The following is a 16,146-nucleotide window of genomic DNA, read 5'->3' as shown; positions in this document are numbered from 1 at the left end:
AACTACCCAAACGCCATGACGGAACACGAGCCGAAACAGATTTACGTGGTGGATGCGGACAACCGGCCCCTGGCCGTCATGCCCGTGGAAGAAGTCCATAGTCAGAATCTGCGGCACCGCGGATTTTTTCTGCTGCTGACGGACAGTTCCGGCCGTCTGGTCCTGCGCAGGCGTACCGCAAACTGGGACATCCCCGGCGGCGGGCACATAGGCATCGACGAAGCGGCGGATGAAGCGGCGGAACGCGCACTGCCCGGCGTGCTGCAAAGCCAGGAGCTGAGCCCTCATCACAGACTGCATCTGGAAAGCGGAGCGGGCACGGGCAACGAAGCCGTGGACATTTTCGAAATCCGGATTCCGGACCGCATGCTCCATCATTTCACGGACAGCCTGGAATACCTTCTGGTGGACCGGGACGAATTCCAGGCCCTGGCCGCATCGTACCAGGACTGTTTCACCGCGGCACTCGCCACCGTGTGGGACAGACGGCTGTACCGCTGGCCGGACATGACCGGCCGCGAATCGGGCGTCAGTTGATATAGACTCCGCCGAACCTCTCCGGATCTTCCATGGCCCGGCCCGTACCGCGGACCACCGTGGTCAGGGGGCCATCGTCAATATGCACCAGCAGCGAGCTCTCCTGAGTGATGAGCTTGTCGAGTCCCTTCAGCAAAGCGCCGCCTCCGGCCAGCAGCAGACCGTTGGTGGCAATATCCGCCACCAGCTCGGGCGGGGTCTTTTCCAGAGCCCTGCGCACGGCGGCCACAATGGCGTTCACCGGCTCCCGGATGGCTTCGCGCACATGGGCGTCCGTCAGAACGATGGATTTGGGCGTGCCGTCCACCAGATTCTTTCCGGCCACCCTGAACTGCATGGACTCGGCGGGCGGCACGGCCGAAGCGATCTGCATCTTGGCCGCCTCGGCCATGTTCTCGCCGATCAGAAGCTTGAATTCATCCTGAACGTACCGCTGGATACAGTCGTTGATCTCGTCTCCGGCAATGCGCACGGATTCGGCATAGGCCACCGCCGAAAGGGAAATGACCGCCACTTCCGTCGTGCCGCCGCCGATATCCACCACCATGTTGCCCCGGGGTTCGTGAATAGGGAGCCCAGCGCCTATGGCCGCGGCCATGGGCTCCTCTATGAGGCGCACTTCACGGACTCCCGCCTGCAGGGCCGACTCGATCACCGCCCGCTTTTCCACCTGGGTGATGCCCGCCGGCACGCAGATGGCCATGCGCGGTCTGGCGAAGCGCCTGCCGGTTATGGTTTTGCGGATGAAATAGGCGATCATGGCCTTGGTGACCTCGAAGTCCGCGATGACGCCGTCCTTCAGGGGCCGGACCGCCCGGATGCGCTCCGGGGTGCGGCCCAGATACTCCTTGGCCTCCCGTCCCACGGCCAGAATGGAGTCGTTGCGCACGTCCAGAGCCACGACCGAAGGCTCGTTCAGAATGATTCCTTCCTTCGGAGAGTACAGCAGGGTGTTGGCCGTACCCAGATCCATAGCCAGATTCTTGCTGAAAAAACCAAACAGTTTACCGAAAAACATGAACAGTTCCCGCTCAGGTTAAAGACTCGCATCTCCGGGGCCGTAGTCATCGCCGCCATGTTCCATCAGGCCGGGCGGCATGAACCTCCGCAGCTTGTTCTTCAGATACAGATTCTCCAGAAAAAGGGCCAGGTAGTCCGCCGCCATTTTGGCGAAGGATTTCAGCTCCTCGTCGATGACGCGGCCTTCCCGGTCGCCGATGACCAGCACGCCCCGGCAGCGGGTATGCACTTTCAGGGGGAAGGCCAGCAGCGTGTTCAGGGTCAGGCCGGGAATGTCCCGGCCGAACAGCGGCGTGTGCCCCTGCTCGCTTCTGCGGTCGTCGAAGAAGGCGGGCTGGTTTTTCTTGAACACCCAGCCCAGAAGGCCGCTGTTCATGCTGAAAAGCTGGCCCGGCGAGACGGTGTCGGGCGGAAACGGCTTGTTGGCGCCCTCGAGCAGATAGTTGTCCCCCCATTCGTCGCTGACCACCAAAAAGGACAGCTCGCACATTCCGCCTCCGGCCACCAGGGCCAGATAGCAATTCAGAAATTCCGTCCATTTGGGATAGGTTTCCCGCAGGTCGTAAACCTGCTGCAGAAAGCGGTACAGCATCTGTTCCCGGCTGCTGGCCTCCACCTCGCCCATGTCCGTGACGATGGCCGCCACGACCTGGGCAAACAGGGACAGGACGCGCTGATCCTTGTCCGTGAAGGCATAGGTCTTCTTGCTGTCCATGCACAAAGCGCCGAGCCCCCCCGGCAGGGGACAGCCCATGAACACCTTGATGCCCTCATCCTGTCCCGGAGGATAATAGCCGAGCAGGGATCTCTTCCGGTCGAACTTCTCCACCAGAAGGGGCGTGTTGTTTTTCAGAATCCACCCCGCCAGGCCGTGCCCGGCCTCGATGGTCAGATTCTTGGGGATGGAATCTCCCAGCGAAAAGGAGGCCGCGAGGTCGAAGGCGCCTTCGGCGTTGCGGCGGAACAGCGCCACCGAATAGGCGTCGAAAACGCTGCCCACGGCTTCCAGCAGTCTGTCCAGAGAAGAATATGTCTTGGCCATTGGTGTACTCTCCGGCGTCGCGGATAATGATGATGCGGCGTATACCCGGCCCTCCGGGCATACAGGGAAAGCACGCCGTCAGCAACCGGACGCCGGAAGAGGAAAGCGGGGCGCGCCCCGGCTTCTGAAAATCCGGTTTACGGCTGGCGGGAAACATGTAAAACGGCTTCCAACGTCAACAAACCCGACAGGAGAGTCATCACGGCATATGCACTGGCGCACCGCGTTTTCCCGGATTCCGGACATGCTCTGCCTGGAAAACGGCCATCTCCTCCCCACCCTGCCGCTGGATAACCTCCCGGAACTGCGCCGCTTTCTGGATCATGTGCATATCAAGTTCTGTCTGCTCAAGCCTTTTGACGAACTGGACGCATACCCCGTGGTGGACGTGCGCGACCTGCTGCCGTCTTTCGAGCCCAACCTGATCGAATTCGCGGAACTGCCCGCCTTTTCCATGGTCGCCTTCCAGCGGCAGCTGGACTACTTCAACGAGATTTTCCAGTTCGACCTGCTCCACGACTGCCTGCCGTCCGGCGCCCCCAAATCCGGCACGGACGCCCAGGATATCCGCGGCCGGAAAAAAAACATGGACTGCCTGCTGCGCCATCTGCCGCGGGAACTGCGCGAGACGTTCCGCTCGGAGATGCCCGGCCACTTCGTCGACATGACCTCGTATTCGGGGATGATCGGCTATCTCGGCAGAATGGACAGGGCACACGTGCTCTCTCTGGACCGTTCGGGCCGCTATCATCTCTCGGGCGTCTACGCGTCCCTGCCCTCGGACCTGGACACGGAGCTCAAGCGTTTCGGCCTGCGGATGCGCAAGTTCCAGCCCAACGACAGCCTCTCCTACGAGCGGAACCGGGAGTTCGTGTACCAGTTCCTGATGGAGCTCTACGGCTATCCCATCTCCTCGGAACGCCGGACCTCGGCAGCCATCTTCGCCCGGCGGCTGCACAAGATGGGCGAGCGGTTCCTGATCAAGGCACTCGGGCAGTCAGACCGCATCATCACCTCGCTTTTCAGCTCCGAGCCCGGCCACGCCTATCCGCAGGTGGAGAAAACCGCCCTGGTGCATGTGGAAGCAAAGGGCATGGACGTCCTCAACGTGCTGGAACGCGGCGGCTATTTCGTCCACCCCGAAAAAAGGGTGGTCATCCTGCGCATCGTGTACCGCCAGCACAAGTTCGACCCCAACAACGTACGCCAGGAACGCGCCCTGTCCGTGCTGCGTCAGGAAATCATCCATCCCCTGAGCGGCAAAGTCTGCACGGCCGTCAACCTGCTGCGGGACTCCTACTCCATGAGCCTCAGACTGAACGATATCGTGCGCGGGGAATATATCGGCCAGGCGGTCTACCGCGCCAACGAGGTCGTGGAGAACACGAAAACCCACGAGAACCGGCTCAAGTTCCTGCACTCCTGGCTGACCAAGCACCAGCGGCGGATGATCGGCTATTCGGATGAATTCTACGCCGAAGTGGACCACGTTCTGGACGGCTATCTGCACAACCCCGGCATGGCCGACGAATTCGAGGAAATGCACGAGCTGCACCAGAGCGTCTGCGCCGTCCACGCCTACATCAGGCAGGCCCGCAAGGTGAAACAGCTCGAAGACCTGAGCGGCCGGATGCACAAGGGCAGAAGAATCACCTACCGGACCATGCTTTCCCTGGCCACGGCCCTGCTCGGGGAGCTGAAGTTCGAACTGGCCGCCTACTTCGAAACCCTGGTCCGGCAGGCCCTGCATTTCGCCGAGAGCATGCTGAACGACCGCTATCTGATCAGGACATATATTACGGAACCCGACGACAACCTCACCGACGGCGGCCGGCAGATCAAAAAGCTCTACGGCCGTCTGGTCGCGCTGGTCGACGAGATAAGGGCCATCCACAAGGTAAAGGCCGAAGCGTGACGCCGAAACGGCGGGCGCTTCCCCAGCATCCAAACCTTCAGCGGCGGGAAAAATCATGTCCTCTTTGCTGACCACTCCCCTGCACGACTGGCACGTGGCAAACGGTGCCAGAATGGTGCCCTTCGCGGGCTGGAGCATGCCCGTGCAGTACCGGGGCATTCTGGAGGAGCACAAGCACACCAGAACCCGGGCCTCGCTTTTCGATATCAGCCACATGGGCGAATTTCTGCTTGAAGGCCCCGGAGCCACCAGTATTCTGTCCCGCGTGGTGACCCACAATCTTCAGACCCTTGCGCCGGGAAAATGCCGCTACGGATTTCTGCTGAACGAGCGGGGCGGCGTGCTGGACGACCTCATCGTGTACCGTCTGGCCGAAGAAAAATACATGCTGGTGGTCAACGGCGCACGCATCGACGCGGATTTCTCGTGGATCGCGGGACTGCTGCCCTCCGGACTGCGCTTTCTGAACCAAAGCGATAAAACCGCCAAGATCGATCTTCAAGGGCCGGCATCCTTTGCGGCCCTTGCCGCCGCCATTCCCGGCGACTGGGAGAGCCTTGGATATTTCGGATTCAGGGAGACGCGGATCGAGGATTTCCCTCTGCTGGTCAGCCGGACCGGCTATACCGGCGAGCTGGGCTACGAGCTGTATCTGCCCTGGGACAAGGCCGAGTGGCTGTGGGAGCGCCTGCTGAATGAACCCGATGTGCTCCCGGCGGGCCTCGGGGCGCGGGATACCCTGCGCCTGGAAATGGGCTTGCCCCTGTACGGTCAGGACCTGGACGAGGAACATACCCCGGTGGAGGCCGGTTATGGCGCGATGCTCACCAGCTCCGAGCCTTTCGTGGGCAAAGCCGGATTGGATGCGGTCCGCGAAAGACTGATCGGCCTGCGTATCGAGGGGCGGCGCAGCGCCCGGCCCCACGACGAGGTCTATCTGGGGGACACCAGAGCAGGCGTGGTCACCAGCGGCTCCATCGCCCCGAGCCTTGGCTGCTGTGTGGCCCTGGCCTACGTCCGGGCGGATCTGGCCGACGCTTCCTCCTTTGCCATCAAGGCCGCCAGAACGTCGCTTGAGGCCGTGCGCGTGGAACCGCCTTTCTACACCGAAGGCACGGCCCGGAAAAAAACCGGCACCTGATGAGCCGGCTCAATTCGTTCCACCTTCCTCCCGCCCTCTGGCGGGAGCCCTTCATCTTGGCGGACGAGGAAGCCCGGCACCTGATCCGTGTCCTGCGGGCCCGTCCCGGCGACACCATCCGCCTGTTCGACGGCCGCGGCCGGTGGGGGCTTTTCCGGATCAGCACCATCACAGGGAAAAAAGCCGAACTGGACGCCCTTTCCATAACCGCCGCACCCGAACCGCCTCCCGGCCTGACCCTGGCTGTGGGCTGGTCCAAAAGCCTGCGGCGCGGCTACCTGCTGGAAAAAGCGGTGGAACTGGGCGCGGCGGCCATCTGGTTCTGGCAGGCCGAGCGATCCCAGGGTGAAATCTCTCAGGGCGCCGAAACCTGGGAGCGCCAGACCGTGGCCGCAGCCAAACAGTGCGGCGCATTGTGGCTGCCGGAAATACGTGCGTTACGCGGCGCTCCGGAGCTTCTCCAGGCGGCCGGTTCCTTCGGCTGCCGGCTACTTTGCTGGGAAAAGAAAGAAATGGAATTCATCCAGCCCGCCGAGCTGATCCACCCGGCGGGCTGCATCGCCGTGATCGGCCCCGAAGGCGGCCTGACCGAAAACGAAGCCCGGCTGTTCCTGAGCCACAACTTCGCACCCAGAACTCTCGGCCCCCGCATCCTGCGCTTTGAAACCGCCGCCCTGTTCCTGCTCTCTCTGCGGCTGTGGGCCGGGCGGGCATAATCTCTTCGTGCGGCGAACGGCATACAATCTACGGCAAACTTGTGGAATAAAATTTTGCCCCATCACTCCACCATGGCCTTCAGGAGGGCATCCTTGGTATCGGAATAAAACTGGATATCGATCTTCGTCGCCATATCATCGGACAGGTCAACAAGCTGCCGACGGCAGGAAACCGGCATCAAGAGAGCCGAGGCGCCTTTTTCAACTGCGATCTCGGCAATGGTGACAGGGTTGTGAATAGGCTCGATAGACCCGCCCAGGTTAATCTCCCCCACGATGATGAGGCCGCCGCGAACACTCTTCTTCAAGAAAGCCGTACAGAGCGCGATGAGTGACGCCATGCCGAGTTTCGCACCGGACTTGGATGCGTCAAAGGCTCGGAGTTGAGCGGTGAATTCGTGGTGACGAGGGTCTTTGTCCCCGACCAGTTGCATTGCCCGGGCGTAGAGATTTTGTTCTGCGTAGCCCATGCTTTCCTTAAAAGCAGGCGGCACGGGTTTGTTGAGGATCTTGACGCCGGAACCCGGGCCTTCGTTGATCTCGATACGGTAGAGTCCCGGGTGCTCTTCACCGCCACCCGGCGAGATGGTCCAGACCTGGCCGGGCTCAAGGGGATCGGCACCAATGCTGTTTTCGCTTTGCAGTTCTGGAGTCGAGACAAACTTTTCCACGCCATCGGTCCCCATCACGTAGCTGAAGTGCGTATTACGGAATTCCGCCGCGCCGATACGCTTCTGCTGTTCCTTGACGCGACGCCTTGCCTCCATGGCGATATGGACGGCCCACTCGATGTCCTCATCAACAGCCTCACCTTCACCAGGATAGAGGAGCTTGAGCAGTCCGCTCACGGTTTTATTGACCGCATTGGTATCGCGCCCCGACAGAGCGCCACCGAAGAACACCCGGTTTTGCAATACGCTCACTCTGCTCTGATTACGAAGCTGGCTCCAACACTCGGACAAGAAATCGCTCACCAGACCGAAGTGATTCGTCAACAGCTCCTTGCTGATCTTGGGAACATCCCAGCCGGGCAGAAAGGCGTGGATTCGGTCCATGAAAGCGGTGTCGTCTTTCATCTCGGGTGGCATGGGGCCAAACAGGTGTCCGATGCGCTGTTGATGTTCAACATCCACATCGAAATTGCCAACCAGGACGATACTGCCATCGGCTCGGATGCTTTCCTTGCCGCGGCTGAATTCACCGGACTCCATGTACCCCTTCATGATGTTCACGCCATCCTTCTGGTCGAAAGAGACGCCGGACACCTCATCGAAGCAGACCACATCGTATTGGCAGACCAATCCGCGCTGGCCGGTTGCGTTGTTGACGAACATCCGGGCAACCGTGGCCTTACCCCCGGAAATCAGATGCGCATACGGAGAAACCTGCTGGAAGAGATGGCTCTTGCCCGTTCCTCTGGGACCGAGTTCCACCAGGTTGTAGTTACGCTCGACAAAGGGAACCATTCGCAGCATCAAGGCATCGCGTTGCCGCCGGGACAATCCGTTTGATTCAATGCCAATGGATCGAAGCAGGAATTCCTTCCACTCGTCGGTAGTGAAGGACTTGCGAGCCTCGGCTAGGATGTCGAGCACATCGCGTTTTGAGAGTTGGATCTCCCGGAGCGACTCAACCCCGAACGGTCTGCCTTTGCTCTCCTGGGCAATAGCCGCATCGTAGTTCAGACTGATTTCGGCATAAAAGCCACCTGTCAGCATTCGCTCATGTTCATTCGCCAGTTCCGGGCTAATGCGGACATCGGTCAATCGCAGGCTGGGCAGTGTAGCGATGTAGGAGTCGGTCTTCGCATCCAGGCGAGCGGTGATGAGGTCGATGATTTTGACCTCGCCATTTTCCCTGGCCCGAGCCTTGAAGAGCTCTTCTTCCCCGGCCTTGACCGTTCTCGATTTGAGTTGCCTTTGGACGATCTCGAGACCCTCATCAATCTCGTCCTGCTCGGTGCTGGCGCAGTAGCGGCCGAGCAGGAACTCGACCACATAGGTCGGCACCGGAAACTGGCGGCTAAACGTCCGGACCAGATCCTTCCGGACCAGGTACCCCCCAGCGAGGAGGCCGCTTTTTTGTCGATCTGATCCATTTCAATCATGTATTACCTCCACCAATCACTGTGGCAATTTGCGCAACCAGCGATCCATTGGCATCGACCAGGACCACCGTTGCTTCACGCCCCTCCATGTCCTCGTCCTCGACAACTACGGAGGCTGTCCCGTTGTCTTTAAGCGGTTTGCTGCCGACGACCACACTGGACGATGAATCGCCAGCTTGGCTACGAACATCAAGCGATAAACCCGAGAAGTTGCCATCCACGGCAACGGTGCAGCGCAGCCCCCTCCACACCACGTCGGTAAATTCGACAGATGTTGCAGCCTGAGCAGATTCGCCTCGCGTTACCGTCAAATGTAGCGTCAGGCACTCTTGCAGGCTCAGTCCGCCATGGGCATACTCTTCGCCTTTCTTGAAGCAGCTCACGCCATCGGCAAGGGCAAAGTACCGGTTTGGGTTCCAGTACCATGGGTAAAGCCGCTCCTCGGAAGTGGCCCCGGGTTTTAATGAGGCGCATCGGCCCCACTTGTTATCGGCCAAGGCGCTGGGAAGATCGATTTTTGGCAATCCCCCGGGCAGCAACAACCAGCCATGGTCTGTCACAACCCGAACACGTTTCCATCCTGCTGCCAGAAGCTCCGTGATACGCTCTGTGATCTCCAGAATCAGGGCATCGATGTGCTTGGCAAGTTTCCATCCACGGTCGTGACCTTCATGGTCGATGTCTCCAAATTCACACCAGGCCATACCCTGGCCATTGCCATCAGCGGAGCGCGCGAGGATCGACCATCCTGCGTCAGTCAAAAGCCTCTTCAGGTGGTAGCCGCCCTTTAATGACTGACCGGTATCTGCTACGGACGGCTCAAAATCGGGGTTGCCATCCTCACCGCGAATTTTGTCCCGTACCGGGGTGACCGCCGCCTTACCGGTTGCGGTTACACTCGGCAGGGCCGCCCAAACAGGTTCCTCGGAAATTTCAAACCCGCATTCCTCTAAAGAGCCAACCAAACGCTTCCCGGCATCGAAACGGAGTCCGTCGACGAAGAGAACGCAGTCCCCGGGACTGAAAGGTACTGCCTTTGCCGTCAGACAGGTACCTCCTGGATACGATGTGCCATCTACCAATTTCTGGAGATAGCGGGCCGATTCTTCCACCCACGGCAGGTAAACCGATCGGATGGCGGTCGTCACGGCATCAAAATCGGCAGCACTATCGACCTGAGCCAAAGCCCGGATCACTCCGTCATCAACCCGCCATCCATGACTGCGATACCCTGCTGCGAGGTCGTCCACCGAACCTGCGGCAAGGCCGCCTCCGGTGATCTCGGCAATGGTCGCCAGGTGTTCCACTGCACAGGCCAGGGGTGCATCACCCAATTCGGCCCAGACCAGAGAGCGCCTTCGTCCGTGCTGTTTTTCCAGCTCTTTAATCTTCGCCCTCGCTTCGTGCGCGGGCGCTTTGGCAAGGGCCAGCAAATCACGGTGAAGGTTTTTCTCCTGGTCGTCGTTCCACTGAGGCCAGCCGTCGAAAGAACTTTCTTCCATGTGCCAGAAAAGGGTGTCATTCGGCGGACGACATTTTCTGATTTGTGCCGGGATATTGGGGTAGCGCCTGGGTGCTTCGCAGTAGCGCTCCCAGACGGCATGCCAAGGGCCTTCATGGTTGGCGAGCCGGGTGCTCCCGGCCAAAGCGCCTTCGTTCTGGGGGTTGAAGGCCAGTTGAGACTTGCAGACCTCGACAAAGGCCTTCCATTCGTTCTCGCCCCGACTTGCCTGGAAGGCGTCCCCCTGGTTGAGCCACTGCAGGAGGTCGCGAATCGGGTCGCCCCCCGTCAACAGGGTGTTGAAGTAGTCCTTGTCCAGACGCTTGCCTTTCAGCAAGGAGACATTCTCGTCGAGGAGTCGATACAACGCGAGCTGCATGGCGTTTTTGGCATCGTTGTCCTGGGCGACATCCAGCCCAAGCCCGCCCTGATCGGATTTCAGATAGGCCAGGATCGTCCAGTCTTTCGCATTGCTTTGTGACCAGATCACGCCCCGGTATTGCAGTTCAGCAAGCGGCTTCAAGTGATCAGGGCAATTTTCGACAGCCCGCAGGTCCTGGCGGCTGACGCCCGGCAGATAAAAAATCGGCGTCTGACCCTTGGGCAGTGAAACACCCTCGGCTCGACCGGCAAGCACGCAGCGCAACCAGATGGCAGGCCCAACCCGCTTTTCGGGCGCATAGTCGCCCAGGACCAGGAGTTCAGGCAGTTCGGCCTGAAGAACGGGTATGACGGCTTCCCACTGGCGGTCACGATCCGGCCACAGGATACAGGCCGGTGCAACCTGAACCTCCGGGTTGAAGACGGCGACACCACGAACCGCTTTCAGGAGATGATCAAGCAGTCTCATAACAGGCCCTGTCGATTTGCTTCCGCCCACACGAACGGCGATAACTCTTTAAGGGTTTGTCCATCTTTCTTCCGCAAATAGCGTGAAAAATGCTTCGCCCTCATAGCGTTGTGATCCGGACTATCCAGTTTCAATCTTTTGATAGTTTTACGTGCCGCCCTTTTCTTTTCTGGGAGTAGTGCAGGATTTGGTGCAATCTCTCCATTGGCCAAATTCAAAACAAATGTGTTGTCCTCCAAGCCAATCGGGTCCAACACATCGTCGAACCTACCTTTATTCCGATTGGGACCAAGGCAAGAAAGACGATAATTGTTCCACTCATAAGCATCACCAGCATTCCTTGACTTGGCCACAAAATGATCCGTGGAGGCGGCACCGGTCACCCATTCAAAATAAATGGCCAGATAGGCGCAGACACCGCTATAGGCTTCCCAGAGCTGACGATTGGAGCGGGTCCAATGGTTGGGTAACTCAGTGGCTTTTGGTGGAGCTGAATTGAGCGCGATGCCATGGGAGGCAAGCCAATCAAGTCCAGGTTGGCGCACACGTGCGTTAAAATCTGCTGGTTCCGGTTGCAAAGCCACGGGTATCATTTCAGCCAGCCCTTTTGTTTACAGATGTATCGCCAGTTGAATAGAAAGTCGTCTTTTGGCCCTAATGCCAGAACAAGCTTTTCGTTCATTTCAGAAATCTGCTTTTCGGTCGGCTGATCTTTGTCAAGCAGTGTCGAAGCTTCCTCAACGAGACGTTCATACTCAATGGGGCGGCCGCTCTTCAAATCAAACGCCTCACTGACCAGCCAGGTTGCGACATCTCCATGCTTTTCAAAGTCGCGGCGACGCAACACCACCTTTTTACGTTCAAAATCGAGGTCAAACCAAGCATCCTGTTGCGCGTCAAATAAGGGTTCTACAGACGCCATGATCAGCGGGGAGTGGGTAGCTGTGATCAGCTGAACTTTCGCGATCTTGGTCAGCTTTGCCATGACGGAGAGCAGCGTTGGAACGATACGGCGCTGCCAGCTTGGATGGAGATGGGATTCAATTTCGTCAACCAGAAAGGTGATTTGCCTTGTGGCAGGCTCCCCGAGCTGCTTGGCCGCTTGCTTGTGTTCTTCCCATGCCCAAACCAGAAAGTATGCCAAAGCCATGATTCGTCGCATTCCGGAGGATGCATGAACAACCGCGACTTCTTGTTGATAAGGCATACGAATCGTTGGGATGTCGCGGACATCATCCAGACTTATTCTCGTTAAACTTCCTGGCTCCAACTTTTCGTTGGCGGAGGGTGATAGAACTTCCAAGACTTGTTTAAGATGTTTAAATGGTGCGCCACGCTCCTTTTGCCACCCGGCCCAGTCGCGTATGAGGCCATTACATAGCCAGCCACCTTTTTCATCCTGGAGACCATCCCAAACTTCTTTCGGGCTAAACACATAGGCAGGAACACGTTCCTGCACATCCAGGCCTGCCCGAGTGATCCAGTAGTTCCGATGGGGATCCCAGACGGCAAAACTGCCATCCGACATGGCATACAGGACAAGTCCAGGGTTTGCAGGCCGACCCAGCCTGCCGCTCCACGTCTGCTCTTTTCGGAGAAAACTGCTTTCGTAGCTTTCCTCTCTAGTTTTGCCGGTAAAAGAAAAGCTGATTTTGGCTTCCCCATCAGAGGCAGGTAACGCCTTTTTCCCGGCAGTCAGTTTTGGATTAATTTCAGCAGGCCATTTGCGTGTCATCGCCCACCAGGCAATATCGAGCAGAAAGCTCTTGCCCAGGCCGTTATCGCCGGTCAGGAGGTTCAAGCGCCTGCCGAACTCCAGCTCCATCTTGGGAGCCGGTCCGACATTGGACATTTTCAGATGTCTAATCATGACAAACTCTCCTTCACTTCCCTTGCTTTGCGTTTCTCGGCCAGGGTCAGGTGGTGGTCGTTGATGCGGTTGCCGTCAAAGACGTGATACCAGGGGGCGGATGCCACGTCCTTGCCCCGGTCCTTGTTCCAGTTGATGTTGGGTTTGTCGCGCAAGCACCCCGCGCCTCTCTTGCCGACATCGGGCACGGTGAGGAAGGGGCGGATGTTGAGGCGCACGCCGTCGTTGAGATCCGGATCCCAGCCGATGGGCTGTTGTTCCAGCGGTTTCCAGCGCACGAAGATATCGTAGGGCGCTTCACCCTCCAGGATCAGCTCCAGCTTTTTCTTGAGGGCCTCGGCGGCGGCCAGGCGCTCCTGGGCTCCGTCCACGTGGCTTGCGATGTCCTGCTTCTGGCGGCTGATCCAGTCGCCCAGGTAGGTGTAGATCAGGGTCTCCAGCAGCTTGGCGTCGAGCTTGTGGTAGTTGACCAGGGCCGCGAAGCCGTCACGCAGGCCATCCCAGATGTGCCAGATGAAGGGGCGGTGCTGGAACAGCTTGCAGTGCTGGGCGAAGAACTTCTCCCGCAGCCATGTCTCCAGTGTTTTGCCGACGTGTTCGGCGCTCTTGAGCAGCGCGGCCAGGGTGTCGCCCTTCCAGGCGTCGCCATAGGCGGCGGCCAGCAGGTTCAGCAGGCGGTCGCTTGCGGCCAACTCGCCGCGCACCGGCGGAATGCAGACGATACCGTCATCATCGGCGTAACCAGCCAGTTCTTCGCAACGCCCCACCCATTCGCGCTGCTCGTCGGCCAGCTCCATGCCGGCATCCAGTTCGGCTGGCCAGCGGTAGCCAAGGAGCCGGGCAACGGCGACGTGCAGCACTGTGGAATCCGTGCGCAGCGGGCCGTTGGCCGTCCATTTTTCGTCGTCACTCCAAATTACCGAGCCGCAGGGGTGCCCGTGGAAGATCCATTGGGTGGGATCGTCGGTGTAGGGCTTGGGCAGGCCCTTGGGGTATTTTTCTTCGGCGATTTTTGTCCAGCGCTCGAGATCAAAGGGGACTTTGACCAGAGTGGCGTCTGCAACGCGAAGCTTTTGGTTTATTTTCCTTACAGCATATTGATATTCTAATGAAGACATGTACGACCAGATTGCTACGGTATGCTCTAGTTTGTTTGGAATGATCGCAGAAGCATTCATATCAAAAGAAGAACTTTCGAATAGGCAGCAGTTCAGTTCTCGCATTGTTTGAACAGATATTCCTTTCTTATCCCAAGCGAACTGCCCCTGAACCCTTGCACTAGGGTTGTTTGCAAGCGATCCCTTTCCGTCTTCCCAACCTAAAACTCTACTCTTTCCTGTGAACTCGGTTTTTTTTCTGGCAGCGCTTTGAAACCAAAGCCATCTCGGCTGTTCGATGCGAGCCAATTCCCAGAAGGAGCGCGCGTACTGGTAATCATCTCCAGTCTGAAGCCCCGTAACAGACTTCGCATACTTCAATAAAAGTGGTAAATTCTCCATCTCATCCAACATTACTGAAGCATCCGGATTCTCCAACTGCTTCGCCTGTTCCACACTTTTGATTTCCGCGGTCAGCAACTGCCCCGCTTTTTCGGCGGTGGTGCGATACTCGGAGACATCGAGGCCGCGAAGCAGGGTAGAAGCGGCATCCTGCCGCTTAAAGAGGCTGGAGTTCTCTTCCATGCTTGCGCTGCCACGGCTCAGACTGATCAGGATAGCTTTCACTACCTCCCCGCTAATGGTTTCGAAAGCTCCTGCCCCCAACCGGGCGATCAGATGCCAGGTGTTGTTTTTCAGCAATTTCTCGCGAAACTTCCTGTAGCTGGTCAGAAAGAGCCAGTTCTGCGGCAAAACGACACTCGCCGTGCCGCCATCGACGCAAAATTCCAGGCAGCGGTCGAGAAATACCGTTGCCAGATCGTTCTTTGCGGTTGAACAGTGCTTTTCACAGAAGGCGCGCAGCCGCTCGCTTTGTTTCCCTCGCGCCAGATACGGCACATTGGTCATCACCCATTGATAGCGCTCGGCAAGCAGGGCTGCGGCCTTGGCCAGACCCTGGGCCACGACAGCGGCCTCCTGTTGCTCCTCGCTTTGCTCCTGCTTCAACGCCTGCTCCAGTGCGCTTGAAAGTTCCTCCCACCGCACAATCTTGGCGGCATCGGTTTGAGCAGGATTGAGCAAGCTGCCCAGAAGTGGCGCTTCCTTGAAAGTATCGTGCATCCAATCGAGGGCAATGCTGAGATTCTTTTTGCCCAGGCCAAGCTGCTTCCACTCCTCTTTCGCCGCGCTCACGGACAGCCCGGAGCAGGCCACATTCAACTCCGGCAATACGCGGTAGCCGCCAGCATCCGGATATTTCCATGCAGTCAGCGCCAGGGCAAAGGCAGCCAGCTCCACGCAGCGCTGATCCAGCTCCAGGCCATAGATGTTTTCACGCAGCACCGCATCCACCGCCGCGCGCGCCGACAATCCCTCCAGTTCCATGCGCATGGGCACCAGCATCAGGAAGACTGCTACCAGAAAGTGGCCGGAGCCACAGCAGGGGTCCAGGGTTTTCAGGTCGGCAAGCTGCTCCGGCCAGCCGTTGAAGGTTCCGGCCGCCGGTGTCCAAGTGCCGTCCTCCTGTTGGACAAAACGCAGATACTCCAGCGGCACGCCGGGGATCGCCGCTTTCGCACGCAGTTCATCTTCGCTGCCGGCGTTTCGGAGGTCGGCCTCGCCGAGCCGTCTTGCCGCCCACCAGGCCCCCAGGGAGTTATCGAGCAGGAAGCTGACCATGTAGGGCTCGGTGAAGAGCTGGGTGACGGCGGGCAGCTCGCGCGCACCGATCTTGACCTCGGAGGCGTTGACCTCGTCCTTCTTCTTGGCCTGCCAGAACTGATAGACCCAGCCGAGGCTGTCGGAGGCAGTGAAAACCTCCAGCGGCAGGTCGGCCAGCAAGCGCTCCAATTTCTGCTGATGCTCGGGTGGCAAGCTCAGTTGAAAGACCGGAGAAGCAGGGCGGAAAATTTGCGGCAGCATGCGGGCGGCAAACCGGGCGGCCAGCTCCCAACCGTTGACCGCGCCTTCATCGGCAGCGAGGTCTTCACACTCCTCTAAGGTGACCGCCACCGGATCGTCCGGATCGGGATACATCAGCAGATTGTTCTCGGCCAGGAAACGGGCAAAGAGCATGCGGTGCCAGTGCTCGTAAGCGACCTCTTCGATCAGGCGGTCTAGAGTCTGGATCTTGCCGCCGTTCAGGGAATCACCGAATTGACGACCGTGGGCGCGCAGCTTGCGGCGAAGCTCGCGGTCCTGTTCGCTCAGATGAGCAAAGGGCGCGGACTCACCCACACCCAGCTGTTCCAGCGCTGCACGGGCAGCGTTCTCGGCAATATCACGCGCATCTTTGATGGTACGCTCAAGTTGTTTTCTTAATGTTTTGTCCAGTGGCTGCATGCGTTAT

At 58.8% G+C, this 16,146-nt stretch carries 11 protein-coding genes; 4 read left to right on the top strand and 7 right to left on the bottom strand.

Translation table 11 applies throughout. The annotated features are described in order from the left end of the window. The first annotated feature begins 15 nt into the window (after positions 1 to 15). Positions 16 to 537: an NUDIX hydrolase gene (locus tag AXF15_RS07965; RefSeq protein WP_151192328.1), complete on the top strand. Its 522-nt coding sequence runs from the start codon at positions 16 to 18 to the stop codon at positions 535 to 537. Here AXF15_RS07965 and mreB read toward each other — a convergent pair. Next, a complete protein-coding gene (gene mreB, locus AXF15_RS07960; protein ID WP_066605689.1) occupies positions 530 to 1,555 on the bottom strand; it encodes a rod shape-determining protein in 1,026 nt (341 codons plus the stop codon). The genes AXF15_RS07965 and mreB overlap by 8 nt on opposite strands. Before the next feature lie 18 nt (positions 1,556 to 1,573). Next, the gene (locus AXF15_RS07955) at positions 1,574 to 2,599 is read right to left on the bottom strand and encodes a GAF domain-containing protein (protein WP_066605687.1); all 1,026 of its coding nucleotides are present in this window, start codon (positions 2,597 to 2,599) and stop codon (positions 1,574 to 1,576) included. A 208-nt stretch (positions 2,600 to 2,807) separates the two neighbouring features. Here AXF15_RS07955 and AXF15_RS07950 point away from each other — a divergent pair, with 208 nt between their 5' ends. From AXF15_RS07950 to AXF15_RS07940, 3 genes are read left to right on the top strand one after another with little or no spacing between them, the layout of a single operon-like run. Continuing rightward, positions 2,808 to 4,514, top strand: a complete 1,707-nt coding sequence (locus tag AXF15_RS07950; RefSeq protein ID WP_066605685.1) for a hypothetical protein — start codon at positions 2,808 to 2,810, stop codon at positions 4,512 to 4,514. A 55-nt stretch (positions 4,515 to 4,569) separates the two neighbouring features. Further along, entirely contained in the window at positions 4,570 to 5,655 is a 1,086-nt protein-coding gene (gene gcvT / locus AXF15_RS07945) for a glycine cleavage system aminomethyltransferase GcvT (RefSeq protein WP_066605680.1), read from the top strand. Then, on the top strand, positions 5,655 to 6,371 hold the full coding sequence (locus AXF15_RS07940; protein ID WP_066605677.1) for a 16S rRNA (uracil(1498)-N(3))-methyltransferase: 717 nt from the start codon (positions 5,655 to 5,657) through the stop codon (positions 6,369 to 6,371). The genes gcvT and AXF15_RS07940 overlap by 1 nt, the downstream gene beginning before the upstream one ends. 62 nt (positions 6,372 to 6,433) lie before the next feature. Here AXF15_RS07940 and brxL read toward each other — a convergent pair whose 3' ends face one another. The 5 genes from brxL to AXF15_RS07920 form a co-directional block, all read right to left on the bottom strand. After that, entirely contained in the window at positions 6,434 to 8,380 is a 1,947-nt protein-coding gene (gene brxL / locus AXF15_RS07935) for a BREX system Lon protease-like protein BrxL (protein WP_236884748.1), read from the bottom strand. Between the two features lie 94 nt (positions 8,381 to 8,474). Next, positions 8,475 to 10,829 carry a BREX-1 system phosphatase PglZ type B gene (gene pglZ, locus AXF15_RS07930; RefSeq protein ID WP_066605674.1) on the bottom strand — a complete coding sequence of 785 codons (2,355 nt, stop codon included), beginning with the start codon at positions 10,827 to 10,829 and terminating at the stop codon, positions 8,475 to 8,477. Then, positions 10,826 to 11,422 (bottom strand): HNH endonuclease family protein, encoded by a 597-nt coding sequence (locus tag AXF15_RS13510; RefSeq protein ID WP_083517941.1) that lies wholly within the window; start codon positions 11,420 to 11,422, stop codon positions 10,826 to 10,828. Before AXF15_RS13510 ends, pglZ begins: the two co-directional genes overlap by 4 nt. Further along, the gene (locus AXF15_RS07925; protein WP_066605671.1) at positions 11,419 to 12,699 is read right to left on the bottom strand and encodes an AAA family ATPase; all 1,281 of its coding nucleotides are present in this window, start codon (positions 12,697 to 12,699) and stop codon (positions 11,419 to 11,421) included. The genes AXF15_RS13510 and AXF15_RS07925 overlap by 4 nt, the downstream gene beginning before the upstream one ends. Next, positions 12,696 to 16,139, bottom strand: coding sequence for an Eco57I restriction-modification methylase domain-containing protein (locus AXF15_RS07920; protein WP_066605669.1), 3,444 nt, complete (start codon positions 16,137 to 16,139; stop codon positions 12,696 to 12,698). Before AXF15_RS07920 ends, AXF15_RS07925 begins: the two co-directional genes overlap by 4 nt. Between the last annotated feature and the right edge of the window lie 7 nt (positions 16,140 to 16,146).

Source organism: Desulfomicrobium orale DSM 12838, from assembly GCF_001553625.1.
GTDB classification, from domain to species: domain Bacteria; phylum Desulfobacterota; class Desulfovibrionia; order Desulfovibrionales; family Desulfomicrobiaceae; genus Desulfomicrobium; species Desulfomicrobium orale.
The sequence above is the reverse complement of the archived record's forward strand: the minus strand, read 5'-3'. Positions and strand labels throughout refer to the sequence as shown.

What these genes read in the sequence shown, in the direction of transcription:
- AXF15_RS07965 (WP_151192328.1), top strand. Translation starts at nt 16, where the DNA reads ATGACGGAACACGAGCCGAAACAGATTTACGTGGTGGATGCGGACAAC.
- mreB (WP_066605689.1), bottom strand. Translation starts at nt 1,555, where the DNA reads ATGTTTTTCGGTAAACTGTTTGGTTTTTTCAGCAAGAATCTGGCTATG.
- AXF15_RS07955 (WP_066605687.1), bottom strand. Translation starts at nt 2,599, where the DNA reads ATGGCCAAGACATATTCTTCTCTGGACAGACTGCTGGAAGCCGTGGGC.
- AXF15_RS07950 (WP_066605685.1), top strand. Translation starts at nt 2,808, where the DNA reads ATGCACTGGCGCACCGCGTTTTCCCGGATTCCGGACATGCTCTGCCTG.
- gcvT (WP_066605680.1), top strand. Translation starts at nt 4,570, where the DNA reads ATGTCCTCTTTGCTGACCACTCCCCTGCACGACTGGCACGTGGCAAAC.
- AXF15_RS07940 (WP_066605677.1), top strand. Translation starts at nt 5,655, where the DNA reads ATGAGCCGGCTCAATTCGTTCCACCTTCCTCCCGCCCTCTGGCGGGAG.
- pglZ (WP_066605674.1), bottom strand. Translation starts at nt 10,829, where the DNA reads ATGAGACTGCTTGATCATCTCCTGAAAGCGGTTCGTGGTGTCGCCGTC.
- AXF15_RS13510 (WP_083517941.1), bottom strand. Translation starts at nt 11,422, where the DNA reads ATGATACCCGTGGCTTTGCAACCGGAACCAGCAGATTTTAACGCACGT.
- AXF15_RS07925 (WP_066605671.1), bottom strand. Translation starts at nt 12,699, where the DNA reads ATGATTAGACATCTGAAAATGTCCAATGTCGGACCGGCTCCCAAGATG.
- AXF15_RS07920 (WP_066605669.1), bottom strand. Translation starts at nt 16,139, where the DNA reads ATGCAGCCACTGGACAAAACATTAAGAAAACAACTTGAGCGTACCATC.